The 16,015-nt window shown below is 57.8% G+C and carries 8 protein-coding genes; 6 read left to right on the top strand and 2 right to left on the bottom strand.

Annotated elements, in window-relative coordinates:
• Positions 1–212: 212 nt before the first annotated feature.
• Positions 213–2,720: a hypothetical protein gene (locus WBG04_RS17625; RefSeq protein WP_424316021.1), complete on the bottom strand. Its 2,508-nt coding sequence runs from the start codon at positions 2,718–2,720 to the stop codon at positions 213–215.
• Between the two features lie 350 nt (positions 2,721–3,070).
• Between WBG04_RS17625 and WBG04_RS17630 the strand changes: the two genes are divergently transcribed.
• The 6 genes from WBG04_RS17630 to WBG04_RS17655 all read left to right on the top strand — a co-directional run bounded on the left by WBG04_RS17630 (position 3,071) and on the right by WBG04_RS17655 (position 15,253).
• Positions 3,071–5,332: a glycosyl hydrolase gene (locus WBG04_RS17630; protein WP_424316022.1), complete on the top strand. Its 2,262-nt coding sequence runs from the start codon at positions 3,071–3,073 to the stop codon at positions 5,330–5,332.
• Between the two features lie 481 nt (positions 5,333–5,813).
• The gene (locus WBG04_RS17635; protein WP_424316023.1) at positions 5,814–9,218 is read left to right on the top strand and encodes a hypothetical protein; all 3,405 of its coding nucleotides are present in this window, start codon (positions 5,814–5,816) and stop codon (positions 9,216–9,218) included.
• A gap of 13 nt (positions 9,219–9,231) precedes the next feature.
• Positions 9,232–9,912: a hypothetical protein gene (locus tag WBG04_RS17640; RefSeq protein WP_424316024.1), complete on the top strand. Its 681-nt coding sequence runs from the start codon at positions 9,232–9,234 to the stop codon at positions 9,910–9,912.
• A gap of 722 nt (positions 9,913–10,634) precedes the next feature.
• On the top strand, positions 10,635–11,123 hold the full coding sequence (locus WBG04_RS17645; RefSeq protein WP_424316025.1) for a PEP-CTERM sorting domain-containing protein: 489 nt from the start codon (positions 10,635–10,637) through the stop codon (positions 11,121–11,123).
• A 153-nt stretch (positions 11,124–11,276) separates the two neighbouring features.
• The gene (locus WBG04_RS17650) at positions 11,277–14,195 is read left to right on the top strand and encodes a di-heme oxidoredictase family protein (protein ID WP_424316026.1); all 2,919 of its coding nucleotides are present in this window, start codon (positions 11,277–11,279) and stop codon (positions 14,193–14,195) included.
• Between the two features lie 35 nt (positions 14,196–14,230).
• Positions 14,231–15,253 (top strand): glycosyl hydrolase family 17 protein, encoded by a 1,023-nt coding sequence (locus tag WBG04_RS17655; RefSeq protein ID WP_424316027.1) that lies wholly within the window; start codon positions 14,231–14,233, stop codon positions 15,251–15,253.
• Here the strand turns inward: WBG04_RS17655 and WBG04_RS17660 are convergent.
• The gene (locus WBG04_RS17660) at positions 15,250–16,002 is read right to left on the bottom strand and encodes a type II secretion system protein (RefSeq protein ID WP_424316028.1); all 753 of its coding nucleotides are present in this window, start codon (positions 16,000–16,002) and stop codon (positions 15,250–15,252) included. The genes WBG04_RS17655 and WBG04_RS17660 overlap by 4 nt on opposite strands.
• Between the last annotated feature and the right edge of the window lie 13 nt (positions 16,003–16,015).

Genomic DNA, 16,015 nt, shown 5'->3' on the forward strand with positions numbered 1-16,015 from the left:
AAGCAAGCTCTGCGGTCCATGCCCTGAGCAAGGTCTCTCGGCCGGAAGAATACCCTCTTATTCCCCTCGGCTTCTCACTGGCATGCTGTTGAGGGGATTCAGCACGGGAGCGCCACCCGTTCGACGACCACAAAAAATCCCGGGACCGACGGCGGAAGTTGCCTTCCACCGCACGATACCGGGATGATTGAATTCGTGGATCGTGACCCGACTCAAGGAGTCTCGTCGATCTCGTAAAACTTCGCCGGAGGTGAGATCAGGTCGGAGATCGTCTTGACGGTTCCGTCGCCCTCGATCACCGGACCCAAGTTGGTGAAGCCCGAGAGAGTCGTGGAGACCTTCGGTTGATAGCTGCTTCCGCTCTTGGTGGGCCAGGACACCTGCACCCCCGGGGCTGAAGTCGCAGGAATGATTTCGGAATTTCCCATTTCGGGGACTACCAGCGAAACATTATCGATCCGCACGGCTCCCGACTGATCCGGACCCGCGCCTGTGCCAATCGAGAACTCGATAATGGCGGTGCTCGTTCCATCAGGCGGCACCAACCCCGTTCTGGTAACCTGAGTCCAAACTCCGATCGGCGTGTCAATGGGTCCGTCGGCGCTACTGATGACCTCTCCATTCTCCCTGCGCCACTTGATCGAGTAATTCATGACCACCGGCTCATCGCGGTTCTCAATATTCGCCGAGAAGGAGAATTCGAGCACATCAGTTGGCAGGATTCCAAGACCGGCTTGCTGCAGGACGGATGTATCTGGAAGCATCGCAGTAGGACCTGTGAGCACCGCCATTCTCATCGAATTGTTTCCTTCGTCGGCAAGCGCCGGATCCATGACGAGTTGGGGTGGGGTATCACCTTGAAGACTCCACGAATTACTGCCGTCTTCGAATCCGGGATTCGTGACGAGTTCGAACGGTTCCAGCGACGATTCCACGACCTGATAGAAGGCCGCACCTTCGGCGTCGAACGACGAGGTCACTTGGTCTCCTGTGATCAGCGGACCAAAGTCCGTATAGGTCACTCCGTCGGAAGACTTCTGCGCTTGGTAGGTGAACTCGGCACCGGCCGGCTCCCAAGTGACTACCGTCCCTTGCTCAATCGCCGCGGTGAACGGGGCCTGGGGAGCCACGAGGATTTGGATATTGTCAAAAGCGACCGTAGCACCGCTTAACCGTTTCCCGGGAACGAGGCCGAACGAGGCTCGATTTTGTTCGGCTCCTGTGGGAGTCGTGAAATCAATGGTGTAGGTCTCCCAAGTCGAGCCATCACCAATGAGAGCGGGGAAACCATCGGGGGCACTGAATCCCGCTGGTCCCACCACACTGATACCACCGATCGGGGAGGTTGGATCGCTGCCGGGGGTGATAATCTTCATGTCCACCTGAACGGAAAAGGGGTCACCGGGGGCGAGACCCAGTGAAGCAAAGGTCACCTCAGCCCCGTTGAAGGCCTTCAACTCAGCAAATTCCTCGGGGACATCCGTGAGTTGGACAAACCTGCTGGGGTTGCCCGTGTCGCCTTCGACATAGCTGATGTAACTCGGTAGCGGGCTGAAGGGGCTCCAATCGACCCCAACCGGTTCCAGTTCGAAGCCGGGATTGGGAATCTGGACCGGGACGAATGGTGGTGGCTCGACGGGAATGTTGCTCCCGCCGATGTTGTCATAGCCGATGTTGAGGTTGCTATCCCCAGCACCTGCCAAGACTGGCACGAATTTGATCGTACTGGCATTGCTGGGAATCTTTACGGTGAACTCGTACGTTTGCCAGCTACCTCCGTCTCCGATCAACTCATCCGGCTCACGGTCGCGGTTGTCGTTATCTTCCACCTGATCGAATTCAAACTTGACCTTCCCGACCCTTCCTGGACCGTCGAGGTTCTTCATGTCGACGGTGAACACATAGGTCTCTCCTTGAACCAAACCCAAGCCTGACAGGGACAGGGCATCACTGAAGATTACCGCATAAGGGTTTGCCGTGCCGCCTGTGATAAAATTGATCGCAGCATGGCCCCCAACGTCGTTGGGACTACCCCCTCCGCCGGGGTATGAAAACACGCCCGGCGCATTCGGCACGTTGGTATCTTGACCCCAGGAAGTGTTCCCCGAGCTGAAATCACCATTGGGAGCAAGAAAATCGCCCATTGGAGGGGGGTCCACGACGACTGGAGTGTTGTCGACACCGATGTTATCGAAGCCGATATTCAGGGGGCTGCTATCGACAAGAGGCACGAAGCGAATGGACTCGATGCCCAGCGGAACCAATACATTGGTGAAGGTATAGGTCGCCCACGAGCTTCCGTCGCCCTGCAATGGAGCAACTTCGATACGTTCGCTAACACGTCCGCCACCGATGAAAAATTCGAGTTTCAATTTGGCCACTGCCCCGGGCCCATTCAAATTCTTCATGTCCATCCCGAAGTTGTAAGTCTCACCAGCAGTAAGGCCGAGCGACTCAACGGAGGCGTCCGCGAAAATGACCGCGAAGCCCCCCGTATCGAGGTTGATCTGGGCGAATCCTCCCGTATTGCCGTCCGCTGCCGGGAAACTGAAGACAGGCCCACCTCCCGGACCCGCGCCATTGGTTTCGGATGGACCAGCAGTCCACTCCGCTCCTCCAGGGGTTGAAAAGTCTCCGTTCGGGGCTAAGACAAATTCCGCATGCGCACTCAGCGCCGTGCCCAGCAGGCACATTAACAAACTCGGGGTTTTTAGTTTCATGATTCTTGGTTGATGGGTCTGCTCCACTGACAGAGATCGACGCTGAGAGATACGAGCCGACCACTGTTGACAATGCAACTTTATGCAACATTGAAGCCACGGCCGATGAACTCAAGGAAAACTTTCAAATTGTTTTGAATCCCAAGTGCAGTCCTGAAGGTCAGTGTTTCATGAAGGTTTGGATTCAGTTTGCTTCAGGGATCAAAATTGAAGCTCCGAGTCATGAGCCCCGTAGAAAACGGGTGCCTCTCAAACCATTTTTGTTGCATTAAATTGCATCCCGTGATCTTAACACCGCAACTTGGGTGTGGGGCTGAGCCCGGCACCCTCTTCGAACAAACCCGAGATTGATGCCCGCCTCAACCCCACTCCTCACCACCCGCCACTTCGTTTTCACCATGGCAGCGGCGGGCCTGACCGCCCTCACCTCCTGTGCCGAGCCGCCGGAAGAAGCCGAAGCCAAGATCGTGGAAGTTGGAGCGGGGAGCTATTCGCTTACCCGCCCCGAACCCTGCGAGCCGCTGCCCGAGACGATCTACCGGACCGATGACCTCAAAGGGGCGACTCCGACCAATCAGTGGTGGAGCTCCCTGGTCTGGCAACCTTTCTCTCAGAGCCTCTTCGCCCACCCGCTTGCCATGCTTTGCCATGAGGAAGGCCTCGCCGTGACCTACCCGGGCGACGTCATCGATGGATCGTCTGGAAACATCATGGGAGGCGGCATCGCCAAGGAAGGCGACTTCTTCATCGGGCACTCCGAGGTCAGTGACTTTCCTTCAGCCCGATGTGCCGCTTTCTCCGACTGGTTTATCACGGCCGAGTTTGCGAAGGACAGCGCGGCGCTACGCACCAGCATCGGTCATGGAAGCCCTTTCATCTATGGACGGGTGAAGGGTGGAAAAGCACGCATCGTCTTTGCGGAGAAGCCGCAGATCTGGTCCGGAGATGAAAACAGCTCGACCCTCGGTATTTCAGTCCGGGGTCGTCATTACGGCATCTTCGGCGCGACGGGCTCCACGTGGGAAGGTATGGATGGTTCCATCTTCACCAACCAGTCGGAGAAGGACTACTTCTCGATCGCCCTGCTTCCCGACAATCAGCCGGACAACCTGAAGCTCTTCTCTCGCTACGCACACAACCACGTGGTCGATACCCGCACCACTCCCAAGGTCGATGGCGGTTTTCTCAAGACCAACTACAGCTTCACCACCGAAGCCATGGAAGGAAGCGAAGACGGCACTGTCTTCTCCCTCTACCCGCACCAGTGGAAGTACACCAGCTCGCCGCTCACCGAGCAGAGCTACCAATCCGTCCGCGGCGAGATGAAGATCGGAACGGGCACCGAATTCACGACCTCGGTTCCCATCCAGGGTCTGCTGCCGATGCTGCCCCTGGAAGGCATTCCCGACCGGGATCGGATGGTCGCCTACCTCAAGGAACAATCGGCTGCGGCAAATCCCGAGTTCAAGGACACCTACTGGGAAGGCAAGCATCTCGGGATTCTGACCACCTTGAGCGGCATCGCCGAAGTCATCGGTGAAACGAAGCTTCAGGACGAGTTCAACAACGAGATCAAGCGGCGCTTGGAGAACTGGTTCACCGCATCGCCGGGAGAAAACTCACCCCTTTTCTATTACAATGAGACCTGGGGTGCCCTGATCGGCAGCGTTCCCTCCTACGGAAGCGATTCGCAACTCAACGACCACCACTTCCACTACGGCTACTTCATCCGGGCAGCCGCCACCGTCGCCCGGCTTGACGCCGAGTGGGCGAAGAAATGGGGTCCGATGGTTGAAATTCTCATCCGCGACATCGCCTCGCCTGCCCTCGAGGATCCCCTCTTCCCCCACATGCGTTGCTTCGATGCCTACGCCGGGCATTCCTGGGCCTCGGGTCATGCCGACTTCGGCGATGGCAACAATCAGGAGTCCTCATCGGAATCGATGAACGCCTGGTATGGCATGATGCTCTGGGGTGAAGCGACCAACAATGAACTGATCCGCGACACCGGCATCTATCTTTTCAACACCGAACGCACCGCGGTCGAAGAATACTGGTTCGACGTCTCCGGGACCAACTTCCCGAAGGACTTTCCGAACGTCGCACTCGGCATGATCTGGGGCGGCAAGGGAGCATTCGCCACCTGGTTTTCAGGCGATATCGATTGCATCCACGGCATCAACTGGCTGCCATTCACGCCTGCATCGATCTACATGGGGCGCTTCCCCGACTACGTGAAGAAGAATCACGACCGGATTGTGGAGAAGCGCGAAGGCGGCAGCGACTACAACAACGGATGGGGTGACCTCGTGGTCATGTTCAACGCCCTCAGCGATCCAAAGTCCGCCGCGAATTACATCGATTCCAATCCGGACTGTAGCCTCGAAGGAGGGAACACCCACGCCTTCATGTATCACTGGATCCACACCCTCGAAAGGCTGGGGCTCAACGACGCCTCGGTCACGGCCGACCATCCCTTCGTGAACGTCTACATCAAGGACGGCAAGAGGACCTACGCCGCCTACAACTTCGGCGATACGCCCCTCGAAGTTCGCTTCTCGGACGGCACCAGCATGACGGCGGCGCCCAAAAGCCTCACCGTCAAACCCTGAGCCTTTTCATGCGCGCGACATAAGGACGGGAGCTGGTCGGTCCGGAGTCGAATCCCCCGAAGCGCTCGGGCCTTCTCACCGTCCCGATCATGCAAGTCCCCACCCTGCCCAAAACCGGGAGTTCCACCGGGAATTTCCACGATCGACTTCAATTCCCGGGTTCCCCGACCCGGTTAAAGACAAATTGTTTGGCAGATTAGTGTTTTCGGATTGCGAAATGGGAAAATTACGGCTGTATCTACAAAGTGAAACTTTTACCTTGAAGGAGTCCCTTTCACCCCTAATTTGCATAAAGTTGCATTTCCTCAAATGATTCGTCCGACTTCCTGACCCTCAGAACATGATAAACCCAAACCCATCCCTACGCCATTCAGGTGGCATGCAAGGTCACAACCCCCGCAGTCTGAAGCAAAGGCTGGGCTGGGGTCGGTCCCTGCCATCCCCGGCAGCATCAGGTTTCGCGCTGATTGTCACGATCTCCATGATGGTGCTCCTCGCGCTGCTCGCAGTCGGTCTGCTCTCGCTTTCGACGGTGTCGATTCGCGCTTCGGGACGCAGTCTTGCCCAGGCCGAAGCTCAGGCCAATGCCCGGCTGGCTCTCCAAATGGCGATCTCGCAGATGCAGGAAACGCTTGGAGACGATCGCCGCATCACCGCGGACGGCAACATCCTCGACGGTTCCCAGCAGAATCACGCCGTCGGTGTGTGGGAGTCATGGTCGCCAAATTACGTCGAAAACCCAACCGCCTCGGCGCCGGACTACGATTCCGAGAAACAGCGGCGGTTTCTCGGTTGGCTTGCTTCTGGCAACCGGGACGACCTCAGCAAACTCGATTGGGTGAAGACCCCCCCGGCCGAAGGGACCAGCGTCGAACTCTTTCAAGAGTCAGCGGACGGCTTTTCGCTGAGTGCCGAGACCATTCCAATCGATACGGACGGACAGCAGGGCTCGCTTGCCTGGGGGGTCTCGCAGGAAGCCACCAAGGCGAAGATTACCGTCGCTGGCCCGGAGGTCGATGAGCGCATCGTCAATGACGATCTCGAAGCCCAGCCGCGACCATCGCTTGCCGAAAACGACTACTTTGAAGAGCCCACCGGCGAATGGAACCGCAGGGCCGCCCGGGTCCTGAGCCTCAGTCAGGCGGAACTCGACACGGGACTCTGGAAAGGTCCGGCCTCAATCGAGGGCGGTGCCCACTTCACCACCAAAGGAGCGGGACTGCTGACCAACGTCGTTGAGGGTGGCTTGAAAACCGACATGAGCCTCGGCTTCGACATGGACGAATCGGACTTTGAGAAAGCCACCTGGAGTGATGGGGATGTGACTTTCGAAAATCCTTTCCACGCCGCCAGCGTCGACGCCTTCGGGGTGCCCTCGGATTACCGCGATCAGCGACCTCTCTACCGACCCATCGAGCAATCAGGCACCTACCAGGTGAAGAAGGAATTCTGGCCGGCCAACGTCCAGTTCGACTTTCCAATTGCCTCCGTCCCCACCTTTCAATCGCTCCGATCCTTTTACCGCGCGGCTTACCATCTCTATCAGACCGATTCGGGGATCACCGTATTCGAGCGGGAGAACGATCACGTCGCCGGCAAGGCCGGAAACGTTGGACGTGGGTTTTACCCTCCTCCAGCCGCGACGGTCCGAGGTGACCGGACTCAATTAAGCATTCGCCCGGTTCTCGACCGCACCATGTTCCTGATCAGCGGTGGACTCTCTGCCTCCGATGAATTGAGAGTGATCATCACCCCCATCATCACCTTGTGGAATCCTTACAATGTGGCACTCGAGATCGAGGGAAGCGTGGCGCACATCTGGATCGACATGCCCTATGACTTCACCTGGAGAACCTACTCCACGGGTGGACGGGTGATGTCGAGCGAGTACATGTACATGTCCGGCCTGATGGGCAAACAGTTCAACAGCCAGGACCACGCTCGAAGCGTTGACCCCTACTTTTTCGCCGCCATCACGGCCGATGGCCAGCCTCTCAGCGCAACGGGAAAAGCCAGGCCGATCCGCTTTGAACCCGGAGAGGTCCGGGTCTTTGCTCCTGCCAGACAGCAGCTGATTGATTTCGATGTGTCCGGCTCGATTCGGGACCGGACGGTGTTCCTCCGGCCCGTCGACAGCTTGGACCAGTTCAGCACCAATGGCGGATTCTCCATCCCGACCAAAAACTTCGTTCGGAACCAGGGCTTCATTCGCAAACTGGAAAAGGACCGCACCGCTCAAATCACCTTCGCCGCGATTCGAGCTCAGGAACCCTACCCTTTCTACATCTCGCTTGAGGATGCCACTCGGGCAAAGGGAAGCAATCCATCCAACGAAGACCGCGGTCAGTCGATCGCCGATATCCTCGCTCAGGACTTTTCCATCGCGGGGGAAACCGTCGAGTTCAGGTCGCCTCGGGTTCCTTATGCCCGTCTGAAGCAGGAACCGATCCCGATCGGAGTGCTCGAGTCCTATCACCGGGTCGCCAGAGACGGTGGAGATGCCCAGATTGCCGACATGGTCTTTACTGGAAATCCGCGCCAGCCGTGGATGAATCCCTTCATCACCAACACGACGTTCAGGACCGGACCCCAGTATCAGATCAGAATGCGTGCGGTGTCCTCCTTCAATGGCGTGCTCCAGTCTGCCAATCAGGGCCGGTCCGCCTACTATGGGGCCTCCCAAACTCCGAACGGAGGCCGCACCCAGCTTTCATTCTTCGAGATCCCAACCGCCCCCATCCTCTCGCTTGGTGCCTTCCAGCACGCGGATCTTTCGGCCACACCCTTCGCCCCGGCCAATCAATTCGGTAACAGCTGGGCGAGCGCTTACGTTCCTTCCTCACTTGTCGTCGAAGGCCCGCTGGAACTCGACCATTCCTATCTTGCCAACGAAGCCCTGTGGGACGGCTGGTTCTTCAGCGGAGCGTCTCCGACCCTATCGTTTTCGAGTGGTTCGGGAGATCCCGATGTCTGGGAAGGCACGGAAGCCCGCATCAGTGAATCCGTTGAAACGGTGCTCGAGGAATTTTTCGAAGATCCGCTCGAAAACCCTCTCAAGAACCCACGCATGAAACCGCTTGCAGGCAGTCTCGAAGCCAAGGAACTGGCGGACTCGCTGGTGCGTCCTGAAGGCTGCCTGAAGATCGCCTCGCTGCTGATGGTTGATGGCACCTTCAACGTCAACTCCACCAGCGTCGAAGCCTGGAAGGCACAGCTCTCCGGACTGCGCGGCAGCACCTTCGATGTCGAAGGGAATCCCATCAGTCATTCGAATACCACTCCCTTCCCCCGCTTCCGGGATCCCGTGGGCGTCGCCGACGACAAGTGGCAGGGATACCGCGCCCTTTCCGATGCGGAGATCGAGAAGATGGCCGAGGAACTGGTGGAGGAAGTCCGCAAGCGCGGCCCCTTCCTCTCCCTTGCGGAGTTCGTGAACCGCAGGGTCTCGAAGGACGAACTTGCGCTCAAGGGGGCCCTTCAGGAGGCCATCGATCGCTCCGGATTGAATGAGTCGGCCCTCGAAAGCTCATTCTCGGTGGCGAGCTACGAAGGCAGCAGTCAGGACAACATCACCCCGAACAACACCGCGGTCGGTATCCCGGGCTACCTCACCCAGGCCGACGTGCTCAAATCCATCGCCCCGGTGATCTCGGTGAGGTCCGATACCTTCACCGTCCGCGGCTACGGCGACTCCAGAGATGCCAGCGGCAAGGTCATCGCCAAAGCCTGGGCCGAAGCGACCGTTCAGCGTTATCCGGAGTTCATCGACGAATCCGATCCCGCCTTCGCCCCCATCGATGAGATCAACGAGATCAATCAACGATTCGGGCGAAGACTGCGGATCACATCTTTCCGCTTTATTCCCGACGCGGAGCTGAGAGGATGACCCACTAAACCTGATGAAAAACCTGCTCACGACTTCTCTCATCCTTTTCGCCACTTCGCTCTCCAGCCTCGGAATTCCCCTCACCGTCCTGCCCTGGGATGACGAGATCTCCGAACGCGAGCTGTCCGTTGCCTACGGAACCAAAATCATCGACATCGGCTACCTTCACCCCAGTGCCCGTTCAAAGCCGCTCAACATTCCCTCCGAAGCCCTCAACCTTCGGCTCGAGGTGAACGACCGCAAGGACGCCGAAGGCAAGCCCCTTGCCCTGAAGATCAATCTGCCTTCCAACGTCAAGACGCCCCTGCTGCTGCTGCTTCCCGACGAAAAGTCAAAAGCCGGACTCCGCACCCTCGTCATCGAGGATGATGTCTCGTCGTTCCGCTGGGGAACCTTCCGACTAATCAATATCACCCCCAAACCGCTGGTCTTCCGCTGGGACAAGCAGGCCAAGGCCGTGCCACCGGGATGGAAACCCGTCACCGTCGATCCTGAGGGTAAGTCCCGCAACATCGAGGTCTTCCTCTACCTCAAGGATGACCTGAAGAAACCCCTCTACACCGCAGTCTGGGAACACCGTTCAGACATGCGTCAGCTCGTCTTCATGGTTCCCAGCAGCAACGCCGCCCTCGGCCCCGTGGAATTCAAGACCATCCCCGAAATCAGGATCGAGGAAGAGGCGGAGGCTCCCTGACTCAGTCGAAAGCTCGGGCACTTTCCCTCCAAAGAACGCATCATTTGCTCAGCATACCTACTGACTTTCAAATTAGAGAATGATTTGACCAATTACCGAGAGCACCTTCGTTTCTGTTCCGCCAACTGCAGGCGCAACACGCTTATAGCAGCCACCAATCCATCTCTCTCCCCTCCTGTCACAAGCCGTGCGTCTCGCTTGGCCCGCAAGGATCAGCTACTTGCCCCACAGTCCCCTCTCAGGACGCCAAATTCCTCTTTGGAGCCATCATAAAGCAAGCAGGGCCACGATGTTGTCAGACTGCTTCATTCTTCGTCTATCCTTGGGCACCGTGGGAAATTGGGTCAAACTCGTCCTTGCGCCTGAGACCAAAGGCAACGACGAGCACCAGCACACACCCAATCCATCGTGCAATTTAATGTAATTACAGGTTGACCTTTTGATGATTTTTGACCATTTTTCTCACCTCAGGTTGCCATCAACGGCGGCAGAGTGTTATTTCAGCAAACCCCTACCAACCCAAATCGATGATCAAACGACCACAACCCGGAGCGCTTTTCTCCCCAAGCTGCATTGCTTGCCTTCTGACTCTCTCACTTGGCGGCGCTGCTTCAGCGGCCAACATTATTACCAATCCAGGATTCGAACTAGGCGTAGCCACAGATGCTACTGACTGGAATCAATTGTCTGGCGCTGCTGGCAGTACAACCCGAAGTCTCTCAATGCCCCGGACTGGAGTAGCCAGCATCTATATGGAGGTCGACCACGTCAACAACACGCCGGCTCCTGGTGCTTACTTTGCCGAACAGAACCAACCAGTGGGAAGCATCGACAACTCACTGAATTACAATCTCTCCCTGTATGCGAAGAGCGCCACATTGGATTTCACAGGTGTTGATATGTTCTATCAGATCCTTTGGCTCGATCAGGACGGAAGTGACGGTGGTGGCGTAAAGGGAGAATCGCTCGTTCAATTGGTAACTGGAGGGATCAATACAAGCTACCAGCAATTTGGACTAAGCGATATCGACGTTCCCGACGGGACGGATTCCTTCCTCCTGCGTTTCCAACTTTCTGCAGGTCCTGTTGCCGGAATTCAGAATGGCTTGTTTGTAGACGATGTAAGTCTCGAAGCCATTCCTGAGCCATCAGCAGTCGTGCTGCTGGGCTCTGGCCTCGGACTTCTGACACTTCGTCGCCGACGCCGATAGAATTCCCTGATAATTCTCAAGTGCCGGGCATCCTCAGGGATGCCCGGCTTTTTTGGTTGAAGACCCTGCTCTTCCACCTTGAACACCCACATACCATTTGAGCGCCCTAGTTCGGGTGCTATCGTCCTTCCTCCCCCAATCCAACCCAGACCCATGAAGCCTTTGCAGACCACCTTGCCATTCATCCTTCTTATGATTTCTGGAGCAGCCGTGGTAGCAAATTCACCACGTCTTGAAATCGAACCCGGCACCCAATTGGCTTGGAGCACGACTGAAGGGTATACCTACCAGGCCCAATGGGCACCGGCAGCCAGTGGCCCGTGGAGTAATCTCGGAGAATCGATTCTCGGCGACGGTTCGAGTTGCACGATCTATGACCCCGGGGCGCCAACTTCCCGTCAATACCGACTCGTTGAAGACGTCCCAGTATCCGATCCGATCCCGGCCATCCCGATCAACGGTGGCTTCGAATCAGGCAGTGGAGCCACTCCGGAGAACTGGACGACCGCCATCCAGCCGGCTATACGAACCGACAGCGACTTCCACAGCGGCTCATACAGCATGAGTGTCGCCCTTCAGAATCTCGGTACCGCCACCAGCGAGTCGCTTCTCACCCAGTCGGTCACAGACGAAGGAGGAACGGTCGAGGGCGGCGCAAGCTATGACTTCAGCTTCTGGGTCAAGCAACTGCCATCAAGGCCCTCCTACGAACAGCAGTACGAACTCCAATGGCTCAACAGCGGCGGCACCGTCATCGGTGGCACCGGCCTGAAGAAGTTCACCGGGACCATCGGTGATTGGTCGCAAGTCTCCGTACCCAATCAAGTCGCTCCCGCATCCGCGGCGGGTGCCCGAGTGAGGTTCCGCTTTGTCACCGGCGCGGTATCCAATGACTTTGGCGGAGCATTCATCGATGATGTCAGCCTCGCGACCGACAATAGCCCGATCATCGTCGGCGAGACCAACTACCTGCCCCTTGCCGGACAAGCGGTCTCAAGAATCAGCTGGCAAACCGTCTTTGGCGTTCCGTATCAGCCCTTCTCTTCCATTGATTTGTCGAACTGGGTCAACATCGATCCCCCCATCCAAGGAGATGGCGGCATCGGCGAGGTCCTAATCCCGATGACGAAAGACGCCGAATTCTATCGCGTCGGATTCCCGGACGTGCCTGATCTGGAAGGTAACATCGTCGCGCTCTACAACGCCAGCACGACCCTCGAGGCGCCCACCACCGTGGATGCTCCAGACGCGCTGTATACCTACATCGCCGACCGCGCCCGCGACCGCCACGCGCGGGAAGCCAATTTCAACTCCTACGATCACTACCTGAGCTGGTACTGGGAACAGCGGGTCGCCAATGTCGAAATCGTCGACCGCGTGGCCAAGGGGGGCACGGACATCACCTTCAACTACACCACGCTGGACAGCCTGAGTGCCTCGGAGTTCCGCACCTTCTTCCGCGGCATCGGCACGGTGGCTGAATATAACAGCAATCAGATGGCGACCCTCGTTTCGGTCACCCCCTCGGCCATTCCGGGCGAAACCGACTACAACTACAGCGCGACGATCAACCAGAACCCCAACGAGGGTCGCGCCATCCAGATCGGGGATCGTATTGAGATCGAGATCAGCCAGTTCCTCGCCTCCCCGCGCAACGGCCGCAACAACTACTACGGCACCACGATGCTCTACATCGTCGGCGAAGGGATCGTCCCGTGGGGGCAGAGCAATGACCTCGGCTTCCCGGTCGGCACCGTTGGCAACGTCAACCGCACCCTCGACTCCCACCCCTTGCCGAAGGAAGCCTGGCTCGGTGGTCAAACCACCCTGCCCTATCAGTATTCGAACGAACCCGAACACCGCTTCAAGCAGACCGCGGGTAACATTTCACCAACCAACGGCCAGCCCTTCATGCTGGGACGCCGCCTGCACCACACGGACTTCGGCGATGGTTCGCACTCCGAGCCCGGCAACCCGATCTTCAATGCACATGTCGGCAAGCTTGGTTCCGACTTCATCTCGCGCAGCTGCGTCGAATGCCACACCAACAACGGCCGCGCCCTGCCACCGGCGATCGGAGAGCCGATGTTCAAGACTGTTGTCAAGGTCGGGAGCGATGCTGAAGGTTCACCCCATCCGGTTCTCGGTTCCGTCCTTCAACCCCGGTCGACCACGGGTCCCGCCGAGTCCATCGCCACCATTGCCAGCTACATTCAAAGCAGTGGGCAATACGGCGACGGCAGCCCATTTTCACTCAGGCAACCCGTCTATGCCTTCGAAGGAGAGACGCCGACCTACTTCTCCGCCCGACTCGCTCCGCAGCTGGTCGGACTCGGACTTCTCGAAGCCGTGGATGAACAAACCATCATCGCCCTGGCCGACCCCGAAGACGCCGATGAAGACGGGATTTCAGGTCGCTACCATACCGTCACCGATCCCGAGACCGGCGAGGTTCGCTTGGGACGCTTCACGAATCGTGCCGGCCAGGCGCGCCTGAGTCATCAGATTGCCTCCGCCTTGAATACGGATATGGGAGTCACCACGACGGTGTTCCCAATCCTCGACGGAGATACCACGGCGAGCCCGGTGGAGATCAGTGACTCGGATCTCGACCTGATGACCCGCTACACCGCTTTGTTAGGTGTGGGTGCTCGACGCGATCTTTCCGATCCCATCGCGCTTGCCGGTGAGCAATTGTTCGCCAATGCCAACTGCACCAGTTGCCATGTTCCTGAAATGACGACCGGGCCGTTTCATCCGATGGCCGAACTTCGCAATCAGACCATTCATCCCTACACCGACCTGCTGCTCCACGATATGGGCCCGGGCCTGGCGGACAATATGGGTGAGCCTGGTGTCAGCGGCTCCGAATGGCGTACTCCACCCCTCTGGAACATCGGCCTGACCGCCGGAGTCAGCGGTGGCGAAGCCTACCTTCACGATGGTCGTGCCCGCAGTCTTGAAGAAGCCATCCTCTGGCACGGCGGCGAGGCCGAGGCGTCCAAGGAAGCCTTCCGCACCATGCCGGCAAGCGACCGGGAAGCTTTGATCAAGTTCCTGAAATCACTGTGAGGACCACTGCTCCGCTCCACTAGTTCCAGTCGGCCATGAATCGTTACATCGCGCCCGTCATTCTCTCGATCGTCGTCTCCGCAGTTCTTCCCGCCGAGAACGCCGTCTCCACCCCCGCCCCGATCCAGCAGTCCAAAGCGGATCTTCTGGCGGGCATCCAACGCGCGATCTGCTATTCGGGCTTTCGCAAGGGACAGCATCCCGATCGAGGAAATGGCGCCGTCAATCCAAGCAGCGATGAGATTCTTGAAGACCTCAGGATCATCCACGACGACGCCGGTTTCAAATTGATCCGGCTCTACGATTCACAAGTCAACTCCGAGACCGTCCTTCGTCTGATCAAGGCCAATGATCTCGACCTCAAAGTCCTCCTCGGTGCGTGGCTGGATGCCGAAGTCAACAACCCTGGCTGTCCTTGGCAGACGGAACCCTACACCGAGGAAAAACTCGCCGCGAACCTCATCGCCAACCGCCAGGAAGTCGACCGCGCCATCCGTCTTGCCAACGACTACAAGGACATCGTCGTCGCCGTCGCCGTCGGAAACGAAGCCTTGGTCGAATGGAACGACCACATGGTGCCCGTCGATTCAATCATCCGCTACGTCGAACGGGTCAAGCAGGCGGTGGAACAGCCGGTCACCGTCGCCGACAATTACGATTGGTGGGCGAAGCACGGCGGCAAGCTCGCGGAGAAGGTTGATTTCGTCTCCATCCACATCTACCCCGTCTGGGAGCAGAAGGACATCGACGAAGCCATGAGCTACAGCATTGCCAACGTTCAGGCGGTTCGGAATGCCCTTCCCAACAGCCAGATCGTCATCACCGAGGCCGGCTGGGCGACCACCGCCAGCGAATTCGGTGAGCGTGCCAGTGAAGCCAAGCAGACCGCCTATTTCGACGACCTGTTTTCGTGGACGAAGCAAATGAACATCACCACCTTCTTCTTCGAAGCTTTCGATGAGGACTGGAAGGGTGATCCTTCCAATCCACTCGGTGCCGAGAAACACTGGGGCCTCTATTTCATCGACCGGACGCCGAAGGAAGTCATGAGGCGTTAATCCTCTCGCACGCGATCAAGCCAGACGTTTCGATTGGTGATGGAGCCCTTGGAGAAGGACCTTGCCGATCCATCACACATCAAGGCATTGCACTTCCCGCCGTAGTAGCGGAACCAGCCGTCGCCATCGGGGGTATCTTCATCCGGGCCGACCGGGATGGGATTCTTGAATTCACTCCGCGGGCCCGACTCCCCGGTCGCCGCCCAGACCTGATGGGCCGAGGCATTTGCCTGACCAAGATTGGAAGGATTCTGGCATCCGTCAGCCATGAGAATCACATCAGCCGTTCTTTCGACTTGGGTTGCGTGGATCAGTGAGATCTCATATCGTCCATTGGTCGTAACATCCCGGCTGACCGAACGATTCATCGAGTAAGTGATGGGATGGGAGTAGTTCTTGTCCACTTCAACCGGAATCCGCTTGTTGGGCCCAATGAACTTGCTTTTCGGGTCACGAAACACCTCCACGTTGTGAATGTAGGGATCGAGTGTCTGCGCCCACGAACGGTTGTTTCCCTTGGTGTCGTCCCAGCACGGTGGATAGAAATTCCCGTGTTCGGTCATCCAAGCGGCCACACCAGTTCCGATTTCCCGCAGGTTATTGAGCGTGGCTGCGGATTGCGCCGCCTTTTTTGCCCGATTCGCCATCATCATGGCCAAACCGGCGAGGGCAGCGATGATGACGATCACCACCAGGAGCTCCACCAGGGTGAAGCCGGCACGAGGACTTCGATTTGCTTTTGTTCTCATATTCTTTCAATTT

Origin of the sequence: Haloferula sp. (assembly GCF_049672945.1) — a bacterium.
In the GTDB taxonomy this organism is placed as follows: Bacteria; Verrucomicrobiota; Verrucomicrobiia; order Verrucomicrobiales; family Akkermansiaceae; genus Haloferula.

What these genes read in the sequence shown, in the direction of transcription:
- WBG04_RS17625 (WP_424316021.1), bottom strand. Translation starts at nt 2,720, where the DNA reads ATGAAACTAAAAACCCCGAGTTTGTTAATGTGCCTGCTGGGCACGGCG.
- WBG04_RS17660 (WP_424316028.1), bottom strand. Translation starts at nt 16,002, where the DNA reads ATGAGAACAAAAGCAAATCGAAGTCCTCGTGCCGGCTTCACCCTGGTG.
- WBG04_RS17630 (WP_424316022.1), top strand. Translation starts at nt 3,071, where the DNA reads ATGCCCGCCTCAACCCCACTCCTCACCACCCGCCACTTCGTTTTCACC.
- WBG04_RS17645 (WP_424316025.1), top strand. Translation starts at nt 10,635, where the DNA reads ATGCCCCGGACTGGAGTAGCCAGCATCTATATGGAGGTCGACCACGTC.
- WBG04_RS17650 (WP_424316026.1), top strand. Translation starts at nt 11,277, where the DNA reads ATGAAGCCTTTGCAGACCACCTTGCCATTCATCCTTCTTATGATTTCT.
- WBG04_RS17635 (WP_424316023.1), top strand. Translation starts at nt 5,814, where the DNA reads ATGATGGTGCTCCTCGCGCTGCTCGCAGTCGGTCTGCTCTCGCTTTCG.
- WBG04_RS17655 (WP_424316027.1), top strand. Translation starts at nt 14,231, where the DNA reads ATGAATCGTTACATCGCGCCCGTCATTCTCTCGATCGTCGTCTCCGCA.
- WBG04_RS17640 (WP_424316024.1), top strand. Translation starts at nt 9,232, where the DNA reads ATGAAAAACCTGCTCACGACTTCTCTCATCCTTTTCGCCACTTCGCTC.